This window comes from Sulfitobacter sp. 1A15258 (assembly GCF_043557045.1).
Classification (GTDB): Bacteria; Pseudomonadota; Alphaproteobacteria; order Rhodobacterales; family Rhodobacteraceae; genus Sulfitobacter; species Sulfitobacter faviae.
In genome coordinates, this window is sequence record NZ_JBIFFK010000010.1 from 64,243 (window position 1) to 85,161 (window position 20,919).

At 57.1% G+C, this 20,919-nt stretch carries 22 protein-coding genes; 6 read left to right on the top strand and 16 right to left on the bottom strand.

Annotation, left to right across the window (positions count from 1 at the left end):
* The 14 genes from ACGYK9_RS17065 to ACGYK9_RS17130 all read right to left on the bottom strand — a co-directional run bounded on the left by ACGYK9_RS17065 (position 1) and on the right by ACGYK9_RS17130 (position 14,483).
* On the bottom strand, positions 1-1,308 hold the full coding sequence (locus ACGYK9_RS17065; RefSeq protein ID WP_394413854.1) for a hypothetical protein: 1,308 nt from the start codon (positions 1,306-1,308) through the stop codon (positions 1-3).
* A gap of 73 nt (positions 1,309-1,381) precedes the next feature.
* On the bottom strand, positions 1,382-2,638 hold the full coding sequence (locus ACGYK9_RS17070; RefSeq protein WP_394413851.1) for a lipopolysaccharide biosynthesis protein: 1,257 nt from the start codon (positions 2,636-2,638) through the stop codon (positions 1,382-1,384).
* The gene (locus tag ACGYK9_RS17075; RefSeq protein ID WP_394422619.1) at positions 2,635-4,368 is read right to left on the bottom strand and encodes a hypothetical protein; all 1,734 of its coding nucleotides are present in this window, start codon (positions 4,366-4,368) and stop codon (positions 2,635-2,637) included. Before ACGYK9_RS17075 ends, ACGYK9_RS17070 begins: the two co-directional genes overlap by 4 nt.
* A 110-nt stretch (positions 4,369-4,478) precedes the next feature.
* Positions 4,479-5,531, bottom strand: coding sequence for a pseudaminic acid synthase (gene pseI, locus ACGYK9_RS17080; RefSeq protein WP_394413846.1), 1,053 nt, complete (start codon positions 5,529-5,531; stop codon positions 4,479-4,481).
* 76 nt (positions 5,532-5,607) lie between these two features.
* Positions 5,608-6,264 (bottom strand): formyltransferase family protein, encoded by a 657-nt coding sequence (locus tag ACGYK9_RS17085; protein WP_394413843.1) that lies wholly within the window; start codon positions 6,262-6,264, stop codon positions 5,608-5,610.
* Positions 6,255-7,346: a UDP-2,4-diacetamido-2,4,6-trideoxy-beta-L-altropyranose hydrolase gene (gene pseG / locus ACGYK9_RS17090; RefSeq protein WP_394413840.1), complete on the bottom strand. Its 1,092-nt coding sequence runs from the start codon at positions 7,344-7,346 to the stop codon at positions 6,255-6,257. Before pseG ends, ACGYK9_RS17085 begins: the two co-directional genes overlap by 10 nt.
* Positions 7,343-8,035 carry a pseudaminic acid cytidylyltransferase gene (gene pseF / locus ACGYK9_RS17095; protein ID WP_394413837.1) on the bottom strand — a complete coding sequence of 231 codons (693 nt, stop codon included), beginning with the start codon at positions 8,033-8,035 and terminating at the stop codon, positions 7,343-7,345. Before pseF ends, pseG begins: the two co-directional genes overlap by 4 nt.
* Positions 8,032-9,180, bottom strand: coding sequence for a UDP-4-amino-4,6-dideoxy-N-acetyl-beta-L-altrosamine transaminase (gene pseC, locus ACGYK9_RS17100; protein WP_394413834.1), 1,149 nt, complete (start codon positions 9,178-9,180; stop codon positions 8,032-8,034). Before pseC ends, pseF begins: the two co-directional genes overlap by 4 nt.
* On the bottom strand, positions 9,180-10,178 hold the full coding sequence (gene pseB / locus ACGYK9_RS17105; RefSeq protein WP_394413831.1) for a UDP-N-acetylglucosamine 4,6-dehydratase (inverting): 999 nt from the start codon (positions 10,176-10,178) through the stop codon (positions 9,180-9,182). The genes pseC and pseB overlap by 1 nt, the downstream gene beginning before the upstream one ends.
* A gap of 38 nt (positions 10,179-10,216) precedes the next feature.
* Positions 10,217-11,491 carry a UDP-N-acetyl-D-mannosamine dehydrogenase gene (gene wecC / locus ACGYK9_RS17110; protein WP_394413828.1) on the bottom strand — a complete coding sequence of 425 codons (1,275 nt, stop codon included), beginning with the start codon at positions 11,489-11,491 and terminating at the stop codon, positions 10,217-10,219.
* A complete protein-coding gene (gene wecB / locus ACGYK9_RS17115) occupies positions 11,491-12,630 on the bottom strand; it encodes a non-hydrolyzing UDP-N-acetylglucosamine 2-epimerase (RefSeq protein WP_394413825.1) in 1,140 nt (379 codons plus the stop codon). The genes wecC and wecB overlap by 1 nt, the downstream gene beginning before the upstream one ends.
* 111 nt (positions 12,631-12,741) lie before the next feature.
* On the bottom strand, positions 12,742-13,101 hold the full coding sequence (locus tag ACGYK9_RS17120; protein WP_394413822.1) for a MarR family EPS-associated transcriptional regulator: 360 nt from the start codon (positions 13,099-13,101) through the stop codon (positions 12,742-12,744).
* Positions 13,102-13,546: 445 nt separating this feature from the next.
* Positions 13,547-14,032 (bottom strand): plasmid partitioning protein RepB C-terminal domain-containing protein, encoded by a 486-nt coding sequence (locus tag ACGYK9_RS17125; protein ID WP_394413819.1) that lies wholly within the window; start codon positions 14,030-14,032, stop codon positions 13,547-13,549.
* A gap of 28 nt (positions 14,033-14,060) precedes the next feature.
* A complete protein-coding gene (locus ACGYK9_RS17130; protein WP_394422622.1) occupies positions 14,061-14,483 on the bottom strand; it encodes a recombinase family protein in 423 nt (140 codons plus the stop codon).
* Between the two features lie 138 nt (positions 14,484-14,621).
* Here ACGYK9_RS17130 and ACGYK9_RS17135 point away from each other — a divergent pair, with 138 nt between their 5' ends.
* From ACGYK9_RS17135 to ACGYK9_RS17150, 4 genes are all read left to right on the top strand, one after another.
* The gene (locus ACGYK9_RS17135) at positions 14,622-15,008 is read left to right on the top strand and encodes a transposase (RefSeq protein ID WP_394413813.1); all 387 of its coding nucleotides are present in this window, start codon (positions 14,622-14,624) and stop codon (positions 15,006-15,008) included.
* Complete coding sequence (locus tag ACGYK9_RS17140; protein ID WP_394413810.1) at positions 15,005-15,580, top strand: IS630 family transposase; 576 nt, start codon at positions 15,005-15,007, stop codon at positions 15,578-15,580. Before ACGYK9_RS17135 ends, ACGYK9_RS17140 begins: the two co-directional genes overlap by 4 nt.
* A 163-nt stretch (positions 15,581-15,743) precedes the next feature.
* A complete protein-coding gene (locus ACGYK9_RS17145) occupies positions 15,744-16,256 on the top strand; it encodes a transcription termination/antitermination protein NusG (RefSeq protein ID WP_394413807.1) in 513 nt (170 codons plus the stop codon).
* 91 nt (positions 16,257-16,347) lie between these two features.
* Entirely contained in the window at positions 16,348-16,539 is a 192-nt protein-coding gene (locus ACGYK9_RS17150) for a hypothetical protein (protein WP_394413804.1), read from the top strand.
* A gap of 106 nt (positions 16,540-16,645) precedes the next feature.
* Here ACGYK9_RS17150 and ACGYK9_RS17155 read toward each other — a convergent pair whose 3' ends face one another.
* Together ACGYK9_RS17155 and ACGYK9_RS17160 are read right to left on the bottom strand one after the other, a co-directional pair.
* Complete coding sequence (locus tag ACGYK9_RS17155) at positions 16,646-17,011, bottom strand: MarR family EPS-associated transcriptional regulator (RefSeq protein WP_394413801.1); 366 nt, start codon at positions 17,009-17,011, stop codon at positions 16,646-16,648.
* A gap of 145 nt (positions 17,012-17,156) precedes the next feature.
* Positions 17,157-17,942: a metallophosphoesterase gene (locus ACGYK9_RS17160; RefSeq protein WP_394413798.1), complete on the bottom strand. Its 786-nt coding sequence runs from the start codon at positions 17,940-17,942 to the stop codon at positions 17,157-17,159.
* A 176-nt stretch (positions 17,943-18,118) separates the two neighbouring features.
* On the opposite strand from ACGYK9_RS17160, the gene ACGYK9_RS17165 reads away from it, so the two are divergent.
* Positions 18,119-20,257, top strand: coding sequence for a YjbH domain-containing protein (locus tag ACGYK9_RS17165; protein WP_394413795.1), 2,139 nt, complete (start codon positions 18,119-18,121; stop codon positions 20,255-20,257).
* Positions 20,254-20,874, top strand: a complete 621-nt coding sequence (locus ACGYK9_RS17170) for a YjbF family lipoprotein (RefSeq protein WP_394413792.1) — start codon at positions 20,254-20,256, stop codon at positions 20,872-20,874. Before ACGYK9_RS17165 ends, ACGYK9_RS17170 begins: the two co-directional genes overlap by 4 nt.
* Positions 20,875-20,919: the final 45 nt, after the last annotated feature.

Genomic DNA, 20,919 nt, shown 5'->3' on the forward strand with positions numbered 1-20,919 from the left:
TTATTTGACCTCTGTCAGGTGTATAGTTCGGACGCCTGCGGTGCGGGCACCAGCGCGACGCGGACGTCGCAAGGTCGCGCCCGCGACAAAAATAGGCGTGAAAAACGAGATGAAGAAGGAGAATGAAAACATCGAATGAAACATCATCGAAATAAATCCAAGCATGCATGCAGTCTGAAAATACGACTGGGAATCCCGCCTTGAAAACAGGATGCCGAGAACCTGGACAAGCCAAAGTGCCAGCCCGACGACGCCGAATTTCGCGACAATCGCGAGAGGCGTGAAATGTGCGTTTGACACGGTATTTTCCGAGGCTAGCCTGCCAAAATCCGAGAGAAAGTTGGCATCCAGATTGTAGCGAAAGCCAAAGCCATTTCCAAACCAGAGGGCCCATCCTTCCAGGTAAGGTTTGAGGGAGACATATTCGACAAACCGGCTCGGGTCGAGAAACATGAGGAGTTCCAGCCAATCCTGTGTTTCATTCGCGGCAGATGTGATGGTGGCCAAAGTTCCCGTTAATCGGCGTACGAATGGCGCGTCGCCCGGCAAACTGCTGGCACCGAAAACGGCCACAAAGACGAAAAAAACAATCGCCAGAGCCAAAACGCTCAACACCGCTTGGCCGAGATTCCGGCGCCTCATTAAGCCGAGAACGCCTATGGACATAATTCCAATCATGGTGCCGCGTTTTCCGCCCATCGCCGCTAGCGCCAAAATGATCAGATATAACGGCATTTTCCCCCGAGCGACCGCGAGCGCCGCGGCCAAAGTCAGTTCGGCGGGCGCCTGATAGTAAAACCTTATACCCGAGGACCATGCGGCAAAGGCGAGCATGAGCATCAGGAGCGCCGCGAGGATGGACCGGCTGATGATCCGCCGAGCATAACTCAGAAAAACCTCATCGAAATCGGTCTTCTCCATGAACCGAGTTATTAGGGTTCGAATGACTAGGACCTTCAGCGCAAAGAAGACGAAGATGGCGATGTCATTGAAAAATGTGATGTTGAGATTTCCCTGACCGATCCCAATCAGGATCGGAGAAGGTATCATCAACAGGAACGGTAGGTCGTGCCAGCGGATTCTCAACCTAGTGCCACAGTACAGGAGGAACGAACCGATGACCAGCAGGTCAAGTGTGCGATAACCAAGCAGCAACAGTGGCGGAATGCCGGGCACACCGAACAACCGAAACATCGAGGCCACCTGCAAGAACAGGTAGATGATGCAACAAAAGACCAGCACCCGCAGGACGATGAACTCGCCGCGAAGCTCATGCCTCAGCGCGTATTGGGATGTCAGATCATTCATTGTATCACACTCAGTCGGTCGAAAAACGCCCACCGAGAGCCCTTCGCGAAGCTCTCGTAAACCCCGCGACATGTCATGACCAGTGCCCTTGCCGAATTGATTTGAGCGGACCAAACGCAAAGGCCATCCGCCCGGCTCCAATTACGGTGGTCGCGACGACGAAAACGCCGAAAGCTTCGCCGACCCCGCCTCCCTTCAGCACCAGTAGCGCATATAGCATCACGGCCGCCACGGCGCAGCAGTAGATGGCAAGCAATGCACGGTCTCTCCGCAAGCCGAACAGAACATAGTGGAATGGAAGCGATGCTGAGATCGCGATCGCCCCCAGCAGGATCCAGTGAAGATGCGCCAGCCCGGCGTGATAATGCGGCTCAAGGAAATTTAACACGATGTACTGGATGGCAAAATATGCCGCCAGACACATCACCACCGAACTGACCAGATTTGTAATCAGGAAACTGCTGAACTGTATGATTACCGCGCCGGAATCGCGATGCAGGATGGAGCGCACAAGTGGCGGATATTTCCACGCCGAAACCCCCGCTTCGAGCACCGAGACGATTCCCATCCCGAAAGACACGTACAACCCGTAGATGCCGGTTGTGCCTAGTCCCGTCATGCTGGCAACGATGAAGCGGTCGATGCCGAACAACACCCGAAAAACCAATGTCGCCGCAAAGAAAGCCGCGCTTGCCTGAACCGTTGTGCGAACCCATCGCAGATCAAGCCGCAGCAAGGTGTCGTAATACGATCGGGCACGAAACATGATCAGCACGATGCCGATAACCGGGACGGCCGGGCCGAAGGTGATCACGATGGTTTTGAGCAGGGTCAGATCGCTCCCTGAAAACTCATTAAGAACGAAAATGATCGCCAGCGGTATCGCCTGCCGAACAAAAAGAAGCACCGAAGCAGCAAAAGGATGCTGAAGAGGCGGCAGCAATCGGGTGATGTCATTGGCGTAAAGCTCGGTCAGAAAGAACACCGGAAACACCAGATATACGGCGATTGGAAACTGGCCTTCATAGGCGAAAAATGCCAGACCGACGAGCGGCCCGACGATGACGCCAGTGGCACCCAGAAACGAAAAATGCCTGCTCAGGATGTTCTGCCGTTGATCGGGCGCATCCAGAAATAGGCGGGTTGTTTCGGCATATACATCCATCGAGGCGGCGGCGGTGCCGATCTGAAGCGTCGCGACATACAGTATGAAAAACCCAAAGCTGTCCGGCGGCAAGGCCCGCGCCACCACCACCACCAGCAGAAAACGCGCAAGCAGCGACGCCGAGCGCAGAGAAAAGGCCGACAATTGCAGAATTTTGTCTTTCATCGGCTCACAAATTCCACAAACTCTGGAAATCCGCGCCCGTTGAAAAGTCTGTCTTGCAACTGAACACTGGTTTCTTTCAATCGAACCGGATCACAGATACGCGACGCCATTGCATCCAGATCCGTAACGACATGCGGCAGGGTTTGGCCATCGGCCCGGATGTAGTCGGCCTGCACCCGCTGGTCGAGATCACTCAAAAGGACGGTCACGCAAGCACATCCGCGCGCGATCGCCTCCTTGGTGACGCTGGAGGTGCGGGTGATCGACACATCGACTGTATCGACAAATTGTTCAAGCAGTTCGGCTTTGGCGATGGTGCAAATGCCCGAGTAGCGTTCCAGCACAGGGTCGAACTGTGCGGCATCTTCGCGTGGGTGCAGCCGCAAAATGACCGTCCAGCCGCGCGATTTTGCGACCCGGCACAGCGTTTGCGCAATCGCCACATTGTTTTGGGTTTCGTAAGGCTGCGTGAAATACCCCAGCGCCATCGAAGGGCGCGGCGTTCTTACCTCGCGCACCTCGAAGGGCGGCCCCTGAAAATCGACCGCGCCCAGCCGCACCCCGCCAATATCCGCCAGATCGGCGCGGTTCGGCGCACTATCAGCCAGAAAGCAGTCGGAGAACGGGAATACCGGAAGGGGACGATTTTGTACAAGGACCGGTTGAATTGTCCGAGTGGTCAGCCCGGCGCTGCGCGGAATGCAGCCTTCGGTCCAGGCAAAAGCCCCCTGAACCTCGAACCCCGCGGTGAAGCGTGCCGATGGAAATGTGCGCAAGGCATCCCTAAGCAGCGCATTTTGAAATGCGTAAAAGCGCACCGCATTGAAGTCCCGCTCAAGTTCCGTAAGGCAGGCGGTGAATGCAAAGGGCCCGCAGGTGATCTGTTGGGTCTTGCTCAACCCTGTGCGCGGCGTTGGCGCCAGTCCGCGAAACAGGCTGCGAAGCAGCGAGGACGCCTTAGGCACGAATAAGGGCAGATGGCCTTGTAGGCGGGTCTCAATTTCCGCACTGCTGCCTTGCGTGAATTGCGGCGTGACCAGCGCGCCCACGTCCTCGATGCCGGAAAACACCCGGGCCGCGTGGCGGGCGTGTTCAACCGAACGGACGAGCGCCAGACCGCGAATGCCATCGCGATCCTTGGCCGTCTCGCGACCGAGGTCGGATCGAAGCATTCTGAACACGAAACGCAACAGGATCAGCGACGACGCGACGCGCAGGGCCGCGCGCCGTGTCCAGCCATGCGACAGGGCATCGCCCCGAAGCTTATGCGACACCACCGGCAGCTTCGATACACCGGCCTTCACCGAGGCCGCGATGAGCGAGCCCAACACGTCGCGCGATCCGCGACTGCTTTCAAGCGTTACGATCCCGGTGGCCGGGATATGCGGCCCGCGCGCCGGGGCATGAAACAGCAGGATCTGGCTGGGCCGGCGGCTCTCGATGATGCCGGCGATTTCGGTCAGGGCGGAGGCGACGGGGATGACGCTGTAGATGAACTGATCGTTGATGAGACTTGCAAAGGGCAGCGAGGCCAACCTATCCTCAAGTCCGGCAAACAGGCCCAGATACTGATCGCGCAACACTCCTATGTCGCCCTGCGACTGCGGCAGTTCCTGCCAACCGTCCCGTTGCGACACGGCGGACAGGTGCGGCATCCGATAAAGGATGTCCCCGTCCTCCAGCAGCCCATCCTGGCCGTCGGTCCATGCACCCGAAAGGTGAAGTACCAATCGAGCCGTCATTTTATTGTGGCCAGGTGGAGCATGGTATTCAAGCCCGTCTTTTGATTTTCGGGATCGGCGCTGGTCAGGGCCGCGCCGGTCCCGGTTTTTTTCATTGATTAGGGGGATACATCGTCCCAAGTCAGTGGCGCACCGCGTCTTAGGTCGTGCGTGGCGCGCTGACCGAGAACCGTATCGTAGTGTTTCGGAGCCAGGCCGTATCCTGGACGGATCGAGCGTATGTTGTCTTTGGTGATCATCGTGCCTCTGGGAATATCCTCGACGATATATAGCGATCGGCGGAACACCGTGTTTGAGCGTTCGCTGGATTTCAGCCCGTAGTCCACCGTGCCGACTGCTTCCCAGGTAATGCGTGCGTCGCGACACAATTGCCTCAGGTCCTCGGGTTCCAGCGAGAAGCTGTCATCCGGGCCGCCGCCGTTGCGGTCGAGCGTGAAGTGCTTTTCGATCATTGTCGCCCCCAGCGCGACCGAGGCGATGGCGCTGACGTTGTTCAAGGTGTGATCCGACAGCCCCACCGGCACGCCGAAGCGTCGCTCGATATCCACCATCGTCGCCAGTTTGTAGTCCTCGGGCGGGGCGGGATAGCCCGAGACACAATGCAGCAACACCAACTCCCCGCAGCCCCCCTCGCGCGCCGCCTGCAACGCCTCGCCGATTTCGTCGAGGTCCGCCATGCCGGTCGAGATGATCATCGGCTTGCCCTTGCCTGCGACGTAGCGGATCAGCGGCAGGTCGACGGCCTCGAACGAGGCGATCTTGAAGGCCGGCGCGCCGAGTTCATCAAGCAGGTCGGCGGCGGTGGTGTCGAAGGGGCTCGAAAACATCGTGATGCCGCGTTTTCTGGCATGGGCAAACAGGGTCTCATGCCAGTCCCAGGGGGTGTAGGCCTGCTTGTATAGGTCATAGAGCGTCCGGCCATCCCACAAGCCGCCCTTGATCCGAAAATCGGGTGCATCGCTGTCGATGGTCAGGGTGTCAGCCGTGTAGGTTTGAATCTTCAGCGCATCCGCCCCGGCATCGACAGCTGCGTCGATAATCTTCAGCGCCTGATCGAGCTCACCGTTATGGTTCGCCGACAACTCCGCGATGACATAGGGAGGGTGGTCGCGCCCGATTGGGCATCCATCAATCGTCACACTGGGCTTCATCGTTCATACTCCGTTTTCTCAAATCGCCCGGGGAAGAGGCTGCCGGCGGTGTCCTTACCCTGGGCTTGGCCATGTTTCAGGACAGTCTGGTCCGTTTCTTGAGACGAATTTCATAAATCTCGCCATGCAATCGGAAGAATGCAGGATACCGGTCGGGGTCGCTGACACGGATCGCATCAAATTGACTGGAAATCGACTCTTTGGGGTCGATCTCGCTGTCTCTTGGCGTTCTGCGCGGCCAGTAGCTCGGCGCGCGATCATCCTGAGGCTGCGACTGTTCACCGGCTTCTATCATGTCGCAGACCTTGGCCATCAATTCGAGCGTCGCGTCGAAAAGACGCTCGTTGATCTCGTCGCACAGCGCGGTCTTGGGAATTTCAATCTGAGTTTTTGCCCAGATGGCTCCACTATCCACCGGTTCCTTCGCATCAAGCGCCGAGACGACGATTGCGTCGCCGCCGCTGAGGATGGTCCAGACATGCGGGCTCCAACCTCGACCCTCGGGGAGATCGCTCGCGTGCACAACCACAGTATGCTGGAACCGTGCACGAATATCCGGCCCGATCAACTCCGATACGGAAATCAGGAACAACAGATCACCCGATTGGATTTGCGATTTGTCGTGAACAAGATTCACGGCGTCTTGGGCCGAACGCCCCTTGATCCACCGACGCAGCCACTCATTCACCGGGTGATCCGGCGAGGAGCAGAGGATTTCGATCTTCAGGCCCATGTGGGCTCCTCCAAGAATTGCGCGACAAACTCGGCCCCGTCCCCGGCGCACAGGTCTGCCGACGCGCGACTCAGCCGCGCGTTGTCGTCCGGGTCCATCAATCGCTCCAGGGCAGCGACCAGGCGTTCCCTGAAGTCGGGCGCGAACAGCGGCCCCGTGCCCAGGGCGGCGCCGGCGTATTCCATCGCGGCCACGGCCCCGGCTTGGTTTGCGGCGGTTTCCACGATGATCGAGGGCAGGCCGAGGCAGCAGCGCTCCCAGGTGGTGCTGCCCCCCGCGCCGATGGCCAGGTCTGCGTCTGTCATCAGAGCGGCCATGTCGCGCACATCGACCAGCACCTCGGTCGGCCAAGGCATGTCAGCGGCCAGCGCGCGCACGCGCTCTAGCGCCGGGGCGCGGCTGCCCATGACGACGCTGATCCGCAGCGCCTCGGCCAGGTCGGCGTCTTTAAGCGCCCGGAGCACCTGCGAGGTGGCGTCGATGGCATCGGTACCGCCCATAGTGACCATCAGATGTGCCAGCTGCGGCGTCTGTCGCCGGGTCAGGGACCTCTCCCGTTGTGCGGCGAATTCGGGCCGCAACAGGGCAAAGCGCGGTCCGGTCAGGATGCGACAGTCATCTGACACCAGCCCGTCGTAATCTTTCGCCTCGCGGCCGAGGTTCTGGTCGAGCAATAGCGCCGCGGCCTGCGGGCGGTCAGCGAGGTCGTCGATGACCATGATCCGATCGACGCAATCAACAAGCCCCCGCTGCCAGCGTGCGTCGAGGGCATAATGGTCGACGATCAGCCAATCGGCTTCTGCAATGACCGCGCGGGATTCAGCCAGGTCTCGCTCCCACGACACCCCAGCCCACGCAGCATGATCGGGCGGAGAGGCTGGAGCAGGGCCGTCGGGCACGGACAGAAGTGACAGTTCGAAACCCAATTGAGCGATCAGATCTGCGCGATGCCCCTGATGAGCGCGCGTTACGAAATGGCAGACCGCACCCCGCTTGCGCAACTCTTGCGCGAGCGTGAGGCAGCGCATCATATGGCCATTGCCGATTTCCACAGACGCGTCAGCCCGAAAGCAAATTTTCATGCGCGACTACTTTCTGGCAGAATACGTGCCATCGCTTCTGCTCGAAGCCAATCATCTTCAGTGTCGATATCTTGCACCCTGTATCTTGGAAGTGGCAATCCTCGCGCGCCTGGTTCGAAAACGCCGCGCTGACTTGCCCATGTTTCTGCAAGTCCCCAGTAAAACTGTCCGGCGTCATGCCAGGCTTCCTCGAGATCTTGCGACCTAGTTTGCATCTCCGCGGGATAGAACATCTCTACACGACCCATCGCATCGCGGCGCAGTGCGCGCTGAATAGGGAAATCGTAGCTTGTGACACTAATCACATAGGGCGCAGCACTGGCCTCAAGAAGGTTCAGCCCAGACCTGAGGTCGTCAGGGCTGACAAAGGGTGAGGTCGCGTAAAGACAACAGATAGGCGTGTGTGGCTCAGCGCCCAAGCGGGCGACGGCGTCTGCAATTACCGGAACAGTAGGCGTATGATCATCCGACAAGTCCGCTACGCGACGAAAGGGCGCTTCCGCTCCATAGTCCTCAGCGATGCGCGCAATCTCATCATCATCGGTGGAAACAACGATACGGTCGAAGCAACCACTCTTGATTGCTGCACGAATGGGCCAGGCGATCATAGGGTCGCCAAAGAAACTACGAATGTTCTTTCTCGGGATGCGTTTTGATCCCCCACGCGCCGGGATGATGCAAAGGCTCATGCAAGCACTTCGGAAATAGCTGAAACGACCTGTTGCTGTTGCTCGTCGGTCAGTCCTGCATAGAGTGGGATTGAAATCGCGCGCATGTAATAGTCTTCCGCAAGAGGGAAATCCCCTGGATTGAACCCGAGCGCTTGGTAATAGGGTTGGAGATGGACTGGGATGTAATGCAAATTGACACCAACGCCTTTGTCGCGAAGGGCCTCAAAAGCGTTTCGGTGACGTGTCTCGTCCTCTAGTCGAATGACGTAGAGGTGCCACGAGGAAGCTGCCCCTGTCAGCCGACTGGGACGTCGAAGTGGCAGGCGAGCCAAGGCAGTGTCATATGCATCGGCAAGGTCGCGCCGGCGCGCGATGAATGCGTCGAGCTGGTCCATCTGACTCAGGCCCAGAGCTGCCTGCATCTCGTTCATCCGATAGTTCCACCCCAGCTCCAGCTGCTGATAGTACCACGGACCATCCGGCGTATGGGTCATCTGCGTAGGATCGCGAGTGATCCCATGGCTGCGGAGGCGCTCCATACGCTCTGCAATCTCAGCGTCGTTGGTCAGCGCAATACTGCCCTCAGCAGTCGTGATGATCTTGACCGGATGGAAGCTGAAAACAGTGATGTCGGAATGCGAACAATTCCCTACGGGCTTACCAAGATAGTCGGCGCCGATCGCGTGGCTTGCATCCTCGATAACGCGAACGCCATATTTGCGCGCTAGTTCGTTGATGCGCACCATATCAGGCGACTGGCCGCACATATGAACGGCAACGATTATTTTCGGTAAGCGGCTGTCTTCCTGCGCTCTCCGTAGTTTTCTCTCCAGAGCGTCAGGGCAGATATTGAACATTTCAGGATCAATATCCACGAAATCGACATCTGCACCGCAATAGCGCCCGCAATTGGCTGAGGCGACAAAGGTGATCGGGGATGTCCATAGTATATCTCCGGGGCCCAAGTCGAGCGCCAGACACGCAATATGCAAAGCCGAGGTGGCGGAATTGACCGCCACCGCATGACGCGCACCGACCCGCGCTGCAACAGATTTCTCAAAGCGCTGAACCACCGGGCCTTGCGTCAGGTAATCTGACTTCAACACATCCGTGACTGCACGGATATCGGCATCGCTAATAATCTGGCGCCCGTAAGGGATCATTAGATTGCTCCAATCTTGTCGCGATTTGCGTCAATCCAGTCTGCTAGATCGGCTTTATCCATCCATTCGGTGTTTTGATCGCTGTTGTAGTAGAAGTTGTCGTCAACCTTGCGACCGTTCTTGATCCGCTCTGGATCTTTCGCCCATTGATTGATGTTTGGAAGGATCTTGAAGTGCTTGTCATACTCGTAGGTGTAGGGTGCGTCCTCGATGCCGATCATCTGCTCGTGCAGCTTTTCTCCGGGACGAATACCGATGATTTCCTGTTTGGCACCGGGTGCGATAACCTGCGCGATATCCATAATGTTCATCGATGGGATTTTTTTGACGTAGATTTCGCCACCGATCATGTCGTCAAAGGCGTGCCAGACAAGCTCGACACCGTCTTCCAGCGAAATCATGAAACGGGTCATGCGGGGGTCAGTAATGGGCAGAACCCCCTTGTCCTTGATGGACTGGAAGAACGGGATGACCGATCCGCGCGAGCCCATCACATTGCCGTAGCGGACGACCGAAAAGCTCGTTTCGTGTTCACCCGAATAGGCATTTCCGGCTACGAACAATTTGTCGGAAGCCAGTTTCGATGCACCATACAAGTTGATAGGGCTCGATGCCTTGTCGGTCGAAAGCGCCACAATCTTTTTGACGCCGCTGTCAATCGCCGCGTCGATCACGTTCATCCCGCCGTTTACGTTGGTCTTGATGCATTCAAAGGGATTGTATTCGGCGGTCGGCACGATTTTTGTGGCAGCTGCGTGGACGACATAATCAACTCCGTTGAATGCGCGGTACAGCCGCTCACGATCGCGCACATCGCCGATAAAAAAGCGAACGCGCCGGTCGCTCTCGAATTTCTTGGCCATATCCCATTGTTTCATTTCATCTCGCGAGAGGATGATGATTTTCTTGGGGTTGTATTTCTCAAGTGTCATCGGGACAAAGGCATTGCCAAATGATCCCGTTCCACCTGTCACGAGTATGGTGCTGTTTTCCAACATTTTCTTGTTTCCTATACTAAAATGATGCCGTCTATGATCTAGCGGCGCCAGATCCCTCGTGTGTCTATGATCATATTATTGGGGGCCGTCGCAGCCTTGAACGATGTGTGATCGACGAGTGCGACGTGAATATCAGCCTGCTGCAGGGCGTTGTCGTAGTCCGTGAGGATAATGCCATCGTCGATAAGTTTATCCATTTCTGCAATATTCGGCTCGACGGCCAGCACCCGGCCAGGATGGCCCGCTGCCAGCGTCTGTGCAATAGCCAGCGCGGGGCTCTCGCGCAGGTCGTCGATATCAGGTTTGAAGGCTAGGCCGTAGATCGCAAGCGTCACATCAGTGGCGGTTTTGTCTGGATTTGCGGTTAGGTGGGCGCCGACCGCAGCGCGGACTTTCTCGATCACCCATCTGGGTTTGTTGTTGTTGACCTCGCGCGCGGTTTGGATCAAGCGAGACTGCTTCGGCGCCGAAAAGACAATAAACCAAGGATCCACCGCTATGCAATGCCCGCCGACGCCAGGACCCGGTTGGAGGATGTTCACGCGCGGATGACGGTTGGCGAGCTCGATCAACTCCCACACATCCATACCTAGTTCATCACAGATGAGCGACAGCTCGTTGGCGAAGGCGATGTTGATGTCGCGAAAGCTGTTTTCAGTCAGCTTTGCCATTTCCGCCACGCGCGGTCCCGAGGCAACGACGCATTCGGCAGTAACGAAGGTCTTGTAGAGTGCCGCGGCACGCTCGGAGCAGGCCGGCGTCATGCCGCCGATGACACGGTCGTTGGTGACTAGCTCCTGCATCACCTTGCCGGGCAGAACCCGCTCGGGGCAATGCGCGATACGGATGTCAGAGGCTGCGCCCGCGTCTTGCGGGAAACTGAGGTCGGGCCGGGCTTCGGCTAGCCAGGCGGCCACCGACTCGGTTGCGCCGACGGGCGAGGTGCTTTCCAAGATTACCAGATTGCCAGCCTCCAGCATTGGCGCGATTGCGCGCGCCGCCGCCTCAATGAAGCGTAAGTCGGGATCGTGGTTCTCGCCCTCGAAGGGAGTGGGGACCGCAATCAGGAAAGCCTCGGCGGGTTCAGGTACCGTGGTGGCCCTCAAATAGCCCTCTTTCACCACTGCGCGTACCACCAAGTCGAGATCAGGTTCTACAATATGAACCTCGCCACGATTAATCGTGTCGACAGCGCTCTGGTTCACATCGACACCCACCACCTCAACTTTGCGCGAGGCGAACATGGCAGCGGTTGGTAGACCGATATACCCCAGTCCGATGACGGAAATGCGTTTGAAAGGAAGCTCAGGCATTATTGCTGATCCTGGTTGATCGTATGAAATGACAAAACGGCATCGCGGACCCGCTGAGAGGCCAGCCCGTCGCCGTAGGGATTGTGCGCGCGCGACATCGCGTCGTAGGCGGCTTGATCGTCGAGGAGCCTACTCGTTTCTCGTATGATCAAATCGGCATCAGTCCCGACCAGCTTGACCGTTCCGGCGTCCACCGCCTCGGGCCTCTCTGTGGTGTCACGCATCACGAGCACAGGTTTGCCGAGCGACGGGGCTTCTTCCTGCACTCCGCCCGAGTCAGTGAGGATGATGTCAGCGCGACGCATCAGATGCACAAAAGGCAGGTAATCCTGCGGCGCAATGAGTTTAACACGCTCAAGCTCACCGAGGCTGATCTCGACAGGGCCCTTAACATTTGGGTTCAAGTGCACTGGATAAATGATCTGGACGTCTTCCCGCTTCGCTAGGGTGGCAAGTGCAGTGCAAATACGCTCGAAGCCGCCCCCAAAGCTTTCGCGACGATGCCCGGTGACCAAGATAAGGCGCCTGGTCGGGTCGATGCCGAATTCACTGTCGTAGACTGCGCTTTGCTGTGGATCGTTCTCGAGCCTCTCAACCACGTCAAGCAATGCGTCGATCACGGTATTTCCAGTGATCGAAATCCTAACGGAAGGTACTCCTTCGGATTTCAAGTTGGAGGCCGCCTTTTCCGTCGGTACGAAATGCAGACGCGCGATGGTGCCGGTCACCTTGCGGTTGATCTCTTCGGGCCAGGGAGAATATATGTTGCCAGTCCGCAGGCCCGCTTCGACATGGCCCACCGGAATCTGCTGGTAATAGGCCGCAAGAGAGGCCGAAAGCGTGGTCGTTGTGTCACCGTGCACCAGCAGTAGGTCCGGCGCGTACTCTTCGAACACCGGCTTGAGCCCGGCAAGCACCGCCGCGGTGATCTCGGTGAGCCCCTGTCCAGGTTTCATAACGTTCAGATCGTAGTCGGGTTCGATCCCAAACAGAAGCAGAACCTGGTCCAGCATTTCGCGGTGCTGAGCAGTGACCGCCACACGTACATCAAGGCCTGGAGTTGCCTTGAGGACTTCGTAAACAGGCGCCATCTTAATGGCTTCTGGGCGAGTCCCAAAGACGAGCAACACTTTTTTCATTGAATCCTCAAAGCTTTCTTCTTGTCGACGCCGACAGCATTAAAATCCTGCCTGAGCAGAAATTCGTCGTTTCTCGTCAGAGGTAGTCCACCAAGCGAGTTGCTAATGCGATCAAGACAGCTTCTGTGAAGCGTTGGCATCTATCTCGAATTGAAGAGCCTCGATCTCTTCCTTGAGCGCCTCGTACTCTTTCATCTTCCGAACCAAAAACGCTCGCGTCAGGGCTGCCTTCCGCGCGATACCTTTCGGCGTCAAAACGTAGGCATATCGACGTTTGTCTTCCGCTGCTGTGAAATTCCCCAACTTCACGAGCCCTTTGTCGATAAGGGCGTTCAGCACGTAGTGGATCCCGCCAACACTGACGCCGACCGCGTCAGCCAGCTCTCGCTGAGACAGTTCAGGGTTCTCTTGCAGGAGCCGAAGCACGCGAAAATGCGTGTCTTCCTGCAGCTTGGTGCGCTTGCTAGTCATTTTAGGATTTTCTCAGGCTACCGCACAAGGACTGCCCGCAGGGCGCCTTGTTGGATGCAAATTGATGATGAGAAAAGGTTCAACATCGCTCAGTTACGAGCGGTAGCGAATGCTGCGCGCGCAAACAAGAGGGTATTTCAGAGTTTCAGAGACTTTCGCCACTTCGGACGCTTAAGTAGCCACCAACCCTCAGGGGCTGGCCCAACAAGAGGCGGACCTCACTTACTTTGAGGACATCGGCGGGCCTTCAACTGCGCACCGATAGATAGCCTGCTTATGTGACAAGTTCATAACTGAGCCACCCCGCCAACACAAGGTATGGTTCATAGGCGCCGTGGTGCGCCAACACCGGCCAGGCGAAACGGCCGCCCCACGATACCCGGCCCCCTGTCGCTCGAAAATCAAGCACCCGAGCCAATATGCTGCAAGTCGGACGCCTGCCGCGCTACCTAGGACCGCACGGTCTCGTTTTCCAACAGTTTTTCAGGTAGCCCTTGGCAATGACCAGGTTCAGCAGCTCCGAGCCATATTTCTCCTCGGCATGCTTGTATTTTTCATGCACCTGGCTCATTTCGCGCTCGAGCTTGACGATCTGTTCCAGCGGGTCGCCCTTGAGTTGTTCCGGTTGCGGTGGCTTGTAGTCGGTGCGCAGTTCTGGCGGGCTCGCCTTCAAGGGGGCGTCCGCGTGTGCAGCGGTGATCGTGTTCGCCGCAATCATCAATTCCACCGCCTCGATCTGCCTCGCGGCCTTCATCTTGCGCAGGTGCCGTGTCACATCCGGGGTGAACTGATGGTCCTGCAGCAGTTCCACCGTTTTAGGACAGATGCCGTGCAGCAGGTTTATCCGACTGTTGATCGTCGAAAGGTTCACGTTGAAGGCGCGCGCCAGCCGTTCCTTGCTGACGCCTTTGTCGATTGTTCGACGCAGCATGTATTGCTCCTGCACTCCCGGCTGTATTCTACTGCTGCCATGGCGCGTTTGACGCCTTTGACGATGGTCGAGACCGGCAAGCCATCATTCTCGAACTGCTCGGCACATAGGCGACGTTGATGCCAGCGCGCTTGCAGATGTATTCGTAATAGGCGCTCTCGTCCGCGTCCTGGAACCGGCCCCAGCGGCTGACGTCATAGACCAGGATGACATTGAAATCGGCCGCGCCAGATTCCACATCTGCGATCAGCTGCTGCTGGGCTGCACGCCCGCCGATGGAAAGGCCGCTCTTGCCGTCATCCGCATAGGTCTTCATGACCTCAATGCCGCGCTTTTCGGCGTATTCGCGGATCTTGTCGGACTGGTTGTGGGTTGAATACTGCTGGTGCTCCGTCGATATGCGCACACATTGCGCCGCCCGAAACTCGGTAATCTCGCCACTCCCGTCCAACTCAGCCTCCAAGTCGGTCGGACGTTCGCGTAGGCAGGAAAGGCTATCAAGCTGATAAAGCGTTTCGAAGAAAACCTGAATCGCTGGGGATTCCCAAACTGGTCTGATTGTGATCCATCCTGTTTGGGAGGATGAACTATGTCAGCACCTTTGCCATCAGCGCTTCGGGCGCGGTTTCAGAAATATATTGAGGAAGGGCTAAGCGGGCGAGCGGCGGCAGCGCGCTTGAAGCTATCGCCAGCAACGGGCGCCCGATGGCGGCATCAGATCCAAACGACGGGCCGGGCTGATCCTGCCGTACAGGGTCGTCCAAAAGGGTCAGGGAAATTGGCACCCCATGTTGGTTTTTTCGAAGAGTTGATCACCCAAGACCCTGATATCACACTGTTTGAGTTGCGTGATGCGCTTGCTGATGCAACCGGATTGCAAGTCCAGCACTCTGCTATCGGGCATCTGCTAAAGCGCCTCGGATTTACACACAAAAAAAGTCACTGGTCGCTACCGAACGTCACCGTGCCAAGGTGAGGCGACGACGTGAGGACTGGTTCACACACCGTTTGCCAGCCATTGCGCGGATGCCGGAAAGCGTTGTCTTTCTTGATGAAACAGCGGTCAAAACGAACCTCACCCGGCTGCGCGGTTGGGCTCCGCGTGGCGAACGCCTGACGATGGATGCGCCCTTCGGCAGTTGGGGAACCCAAACCCTGATTGCGGGGCTGACACATGAGGCTCTGATCGCACCTTGGGTGATCAATGGCGCGATGGATGGTCCTGCCTTCGCGGCCTATGTGCAGAAGGTCCTGATCCCTGAGATCGCGCCAGGCACGGCAATCGTTCTCGACAACCTCGCGACCCATCGCAACAAAGAAGCCGCTGCGGCGCTCAAGGCTCATGGATGCTGGTTCCTCTATCTGCCGCCATATTCGCCAGATCTGAACCCGATTGAGTTGGCTTTCTCCAAATTGAAGTCCCACCTTAGACGCATCAGTGCACGATCATTCACCTCGGTGTTCGAAGCCCTTGGCGATATCTGCGCAATGTACTCCCCGCAGGAGTGTTCAAACTACTTTCAGGCTGCCGGATATGCCTCAGGTTAAATTAGAAATGCTTTAGTGCTGGATTATCCCATTATATCAATGCTCTGCGCAGTGAATGCCGAGAGAAGTTTATCAAAATGTCACAGCACGCCCCGAAAACCATACTTGCATCCGTTCAAGTTCGAGCGATATGTGGGCGGTAAGGTTTTAATGAGGTTTCGACATGACATTCCACGATCGCGGCAAAAGCTGGTTTCTGGCACAGTTGAAGCCGAACTGCGCCAATATCGCGGACAAGAACCTCAAGCGCCAGGGCTTCCAGACTTTTCTGCCGATGGAAGAGGAAACAAAGCAGCGGAACGGCAAATTCGTCACCGCCACGCGGCCGCTGTTTCCAGGCTACATCTTCTTGGCTTTCGATGTGGCCCGCGGGCTCTGGCGGACGGTCAACTCAACCTATGGCATCACCCGGCTGGTGAGCTTCGGTAAGGAGCCGACGGCGGTGCCGTTGGATCTGGTCTCGCAGCTCATGCTGCGCTGCGACGCGCGGGGCAAGTTGCTGCCGCCGAAGCTTCTAAAGCCTGGCGATCAGGTGACCCTAACCAAGGGACCGTTTGCCAATTTTGTGGCAGAGGTGGAAAAGATCGCGCCCAACCGGCGCGTCTGGGTCCTCATGGACATCATGGGAGGACAGACCCGAGTAGCCGTCGGGGCGGATCAGCTGCGGGGGGTGTAACGCTGCTTCCGATAGGTTTCGGTCTGCAGGGACATCAATTTCGGGCCCCAAGAGGCCGACGCATGACAAGGTTCTTGAAAATGTGTAGCCCATGGGCTACATGAAGCGTGCCAACGGGAATCCCGAGTTCGGCACCGTGCTCAAAGTATTGGCCTCGCTCAACATCAAGCTGATTGCACAGCCTGATGGGTGTAGGTTCGCATCATACGGCGGCGTAAGGCGAGCCATTTTTGAGTTGGGGGCGAGCGGCAGCGTATTTCGCTGCCAGACCCGCTCGGGCTAGATGACTGCCGAACTCAATATAACACCAATGATTACAATGACTTAAGTGGTGTAGGGGGGGTCTGATCCGAGTCGCGTCCCCTCCGTCAAACCCCCAATAACGCAAACTATCGGAGGTCTTCCGGAGCCCCCTGCCCGATCACCTCGGGGTTAATCTCCTGCTGCAGCGCCTCGATCTCCGCGATCAAGGCCTCGTGTTCAGCCATGCGGCGCTTCAAAAACGCCTTCGTCAGTTTCGCCTTAGCCAAGACGCCGGGCGGCGTCAGAACATAAGTATAACGCAGTTTATTCCCAGACGCGCGGAAGTTTCCAACCTTCACTTGGCCCTTCTCGATCAAACCCTTCAGGCAATAGTTCACCACCCCAAGGCTAATGCCCAGAGATTTGGCTAAATCTCGCTGCGAGAGCTTCGGATCAGCTTCAAGCTCCCGCATCACGCGGAACCGGATATCTTCACTAACTGGTTTCGCCATAGCTTTCTACAGACATAGCTACCGCACCAGAGGTCGCTAGGGCTACCTCCGAGAATGAACGGCGCAGCGTTCACAGATGAACACCTATCTTCAATCGAAAGCTTGGAAAAGGCAGAATCCAATTTAGACGCCAAATTTATTGCAGTCAGCTTTCAGTCTGAAGAAAAATGCAGGCGCCGGCAGAGATATGGGCAGCGGTCAAGTGTCCAGTTCTATAGGCGCCAGTATCGAGAGAGACCCGGCTTGTATAGATACCCGGCTTCTCCACGATCGTATGACCGTGAACAACCACCTCCCCGTCGTCGCGCGGCTCTCTGAAGAAGTTTGGGTGCCCCCATAAAAGCGCTTCTTCGCGCTGCGCCCCGGGGTGACGCTTTGGGGACATCGCCGCATGAACGCAATGCATATTGCCGCTCGACCATCGCAGCGGCAGACCACGCAGCCATTCCTGCATCCCAATTGGCAGCGCGGCTTCCAATGCATTTGCCAGTTCAATCGATCCGGCGCTGTCCAACCCACGCTTATCGACAGAGACCCCAAAGCTTTGCAGGGTCTCCACACCTCCAAATTTCAACCATTCCAAACCTGCGCCTGCGGGATCATCAATGAAGTCGAGCATCATGCGCTCATGATTACCCATCAGGCACACGACTTTGTCCGGGTATTGCCGGGAAAGGGCGAAAAGCCGCGTCAGCACGCCCTGCCCGTCTGGACCGCGATCAATATAGTCACCGAGGAAAACGCATACCTCTTCACCGGTGGCGACCGCCCCTAGCTTTTCCAGCAACTCTTCGAGGAGCCCCGCACAGCCGTGGATATCACCAACAGCAAAGAAGGGCGTCTCGGGAGAGAAGTTGTCAGGGACGCCCTCCGCTTCTGCCCCACCGCGCCTTCCCCAGCCCATTAACCACGACGTAATCCACGCGCGCATTCCGCCCCCTAAGTGCTGTCTCGTTCCAGTCATCTTGCGAACCCTTCGGTTAACGCGACTGCGACCGATAGGCCACATCAAACTTCCGAAGGCGTCTGAATGCCAGAGCGTCGCCCACAGAGATTGCCCTGTCGCGGCTGAACAAGTATCCCTTCTTCTAAGGAACGGAGAGAGATATGACTCACAAGCCTTGCGCAAAGCCCACCTCACGTCGCCGAACTCAGCGCGCGATGGTCGGCGTTGGCTTGCTCTTGCTGCCCGCCGCAGCGCAAACGCAAGGTTATTCATATACAACTTATGGCACGGTCGGTTTGGTTGACATGCCGACAGCACAGAGCGCTGAAGACGCTGAGCTGACGGCGACATATAGTCAGTTCGCCAACACAGCCCGCACGACGCTGAGTTTTCAGATTACTCCGCGCCTTTCCGGTAGTTTCCGATATAGCAAGATTGATGACTACCTACCCGATGGCGGCGCTACTTTTGACCGCTCGTTCGATTTGCGCTATCGCTTGCTAGACGAAACCAGCAGCAGACCGGCGGTCGCGGTTGGCTTGCAGGATTTTATTGGCACTGGCATTTACTCTGGCGAATATATTGTCGCGACTAAAAGCATTTCTCCCCGCCTAACCTTTACAGGTGGTATCGGCTGGGGCCGGCTTGGCAGCTACAATGGTTTCTCCAACCCGCTCGGTGTCATAGACGGTCGATTTGATACCAGACCCGACCGTGATACCGGTCGTGGCGGTGAAATTGAGACATCGGGTTGGTTCCGCGGGGATGCTGCGCTCTTTGGCGGCGTGGCCTGGCAGGCCAGTGACAAGCTTACTTTGAAGGCCGAGTATTCCTCGGACGCTTACGGGCGCGAATCCCGATACGGCTCGTTCGAACATAAGTCGCCATTCAATTTCGGCCTCGACTACCGCGTTCACGAAAATGTTCACCTTCAGGCACATTACCTCTACGGGTCGACATTTGGCTTCTCCGTAAATCTACGAAACAATCCGAAGCATCCCGTTGTGAACGGCGGTAAGGGCCCCGCACCTTTGCCGGTTAAACGGCGCGCGCCGGGAGCGGCATCCGACCTCGGTTGGACTGAGAACGCTGGCATCGAATCCCGTCTGCGCCAACAAACTGACACCCTGCTAACAAACGACGGTATGACGCTTGAGGCAATGAAAATTAGCCCGAATGCGGTGACCGTCCATATCCGCAACGAGCGTTATCTCGTCCGCTCCGAAGCCATCGGACGGACTGCGCGCATCCTCACACAGGTCGTGCCGGCATCGGTAAAGACCTTTACGATCGTCCCGATGGAGAACGGCATTCCGCTTTCTGCGACGACATTGCACCGGTCGGACATCGAGGATTTGGAGCATAAGGCGGATGGTGCGTGGCAGAGCTACGCACGCGCTGACATTGACGATGCCGCGGGCAGCCTCAGGAATACAACCTACCTCGAAGGCCATTACCCAAAGCTGACGTGGTCAGTAGGCCCATACTTTAATGCAGGCTACTTTGACCCTGATGAGCCCATTCGCATAGATACAGGCATCCGGCTTCAAGGCCGCTATGATATTGCGCCGGGGTGGATTGTTTCGGGCAGCATTGAGCAACGTCTCGCGGGCAACATCGGTGACGCAGATCGCGGGGCCAATTCGGTGTTGCCAAAGGTTCGCTCTGAGACTTCCATTTATGCGCGCGAGGGTGACACGGCGCTAGAGCATCTAACGCTCGCGCATTACTTCCGACCCGGCAAAGACCTCTATGGACGAGTAACAGCGGGCTACCTGGAATCGCAGTTCGGAGGCGTCTCAAGCGAATTACTCTGGAAGCCCGTCGCCAGCCGCTTGGCCTTGGGGGCCGAGGTGAATTACGCGGTACAACGTGATTTCGACCAAAGGTTTGGCTTCCGTGACTACGAAATCGCGACAGGCCACCTTTCCGCCTACTACGACTTTGGTAACGGCTACCTCGGTCAAATTGATGCGGGGCGCTATCTGGCCGGCGACTACGGCGCGACCTTCACCCTTGACCGGGTGTTCGCCAATGGGTGGAGCGTTGGCGCCTATGCCACGTTTACTGATGTTTCTTTCGACGATTTCGGCGAGGGGTCCTTCGACAAAGGTCTTCGCTTCACCGTGCCACTGTCACATGTCTTGGGACAGCCTTCTGACAAGACTTATAAGGCCGTGATCCAACCGCTGACACGTGACGGGGGCGCTCGGCTGAAGGTCAGAAATCGTCTTTATGAAAGCGTGCGGAGCTATCATACACCCGAATTGAAAGACAGCTGGGGCAGGTTCTGGAGATGAAAAACATATCTATCGCCGTCTTGTCGCTTCTAGGGCTCCTGTCCGCCTGCGGGCCGGGTCAATCCCAGCAAAGCTTGCTGGGGCCAATCACTCAGACGCTTTTTGGTTTTACCAAACCCGCCTCGAAACCCTCTAGCATGGCAGACATTCGGCGACAGGTGACCCCAGAGGTGCGCCAACGGTTTCGACACACCTCTCTGATGATCGCCCAACTTGAGCAAAATGAGCGGGCCTCAATCCTCGTGCGAAAAGGGCTGAATGAAGGCGTCGAAACCTATTTCACCCCCGACAACATCTCACTGAGCCTAAAAGAAGGGGTGCTTGTCGGCACCCGCGGCCTTGGCTTTGACTTGATGAGCGGCGATGTCGCCGAAGTACTCGCAGGTTTGCGCGATGGCGGCCAAGCCGTCCGCGTTCATCGCTACCTCGATGGCGAAGATCAGATTGTGATCAAGAGCTACATTTGCGACTATAGCGGAAATGCCCAGATCACAGAAACCTGCTATGGCAAAGATCACAGCTTCAAGAACAGCTATAAAATGTCGGGGGGTAAGATCGTCGCGTCCCGGCAGTGGGTTGGCCCGGATCTCGGCTACATTCGGCTGGAGGATGTTTGATGCCGAGCACGAAAACTCATGCCGATTAGCGAACTTCAGTTCCTA

Bases quoted from the DNA above. Each gene is read 5' to 3' on its own strand.
- pseF (WP_394413837.1), bottom strand. From the start codon at position 8,035: ATGAGCCTTTGCATCATCCCGGCGCGTGGGGGATCAAAACGCATCCCG.
- pseG (WP_394413840.1), bottom strand. From the start codon at position 7,346: ATGAAAATTTGCTTTCGGGCTGACGCGTCTGTGGAAATCGGCAATGGC.
- wecC (WP_394413828.1), bottom strand. From the start codon at position 11,491: ATGCCTGAGCTTCCTTTCAAACGCATTTCCGTCATCGGACTGGGGTAT.
- ACGYK9_RS17170 (WP_394413792.1), top strand. From the start codon at position 20,254: ATGAAAAACATATCTATCGCCGTCTTGTCGCTTCTAGGGCTCCTGTCC.
- pseC (WP_394413834.1), bottom strand. From the start codon at position 9,180: ATGATCCCTTACGGGCGCCAGATTATTAGCGATGCCGATATCCGTGCA.
- ACGYK9_RS17155 (WP_394413801.1), bottom strand. From the start codon at position 17,011: ATGGCGAAACCAGTTAGTGAAGATATCCGGTTCCGCGTGATGCGGGAG.
- ACGYK9_RS17135 (WP_394413813.1), top strand. From the start codon at position 14,622: ATGTCAGCACCTTTGCCATCAGCGCTTCGGGCGCGGTTTCAGAAATAT.
- pseI (WP_394413846.1), bottom strand. From the start codon at position 5,531: ATGAAGCCCAGTGTGACGATTGATGGATGCCCAATCGGGCGCGACCAC.
- wecB (WP_394413825.1), bottom strand. From the start codon at position 12,630: ATGAAAAAAGTGTTGCTCGTCTTTGGGACTCGCCCAGAAGCCATTAAG.
- ACGYK9_RS17165 (WP_394413795.1), top strand. From the start codon at position 18,119: ATGACTCACAAGCCTTGCGCAAAGCCCACCTCACGTCGCCGAACTCAG.
- ACGYK9_RS17070 (WP_394413851.1), bottom strand. From the start codon at position 2,638: ATGAAAGACAAAATTCTGCAATTGTCGGCCTTTTCTCTGCGCTCGGCG.
- pseB (WP_394413831.1), bottom strand. From the start codon at position 10,178: ATGTTGGAAAACAGCACCATACTCGTGACAGGTGGAACGGGATCATTT.
- ACGYK9_RS17160 (WP_394413798.1), bottom strand. From the start codon at position 17,942: ATGCGCGCGTGGATTACGTCGTGGTTAATGGGCTGGGGAAGGCGCGGT.
- ACGYK9_RS17150 (WP_394413804.1), top strand. From the start codon at position 16,348: ATGGGCTACATGAAGCGTGCCAACGGGAATCCCGAGTTCGGCACCGTG.
- ACGYK9_RS17125 (WP_394413819.1), bottom strand. From the start codon at position 14,032: ATGCTGCGTCGAACAATCGACAAAGGCGTCAGCAAGGAACGGCTGGCG.
- ACGYK9_RS17120 (WP_394413822.1), bottom strand. From the start codon at position 13,101: ATGACTAGCAAGCGCACCAAGCTGCAGGAAGACACGCATTTTCGCGTG.
- ACGYK9_RS17145 (WP_394413807.1), top strand. From the start codon at position 15,744: ATGACATTCCACGATCGCGGCAAAAGCTGGTTTCTGGCACAGTTGAAG.
- ACGYK9_RS17085 (WP_394413843.1), bottom strand. From the start codon at position 6,264: ATGGGCCTGAAGATCGAAATCCTCTGCTCCTCGCCGGATCACCCGGTG.
- ACGYK9_RS17065 (WP_394413854.1), bottom strand. From the start codon at position 1,308: ATGAATGATCTGACATCCCAATACGCGCTGAGGCATGAGCTTCGCGGC.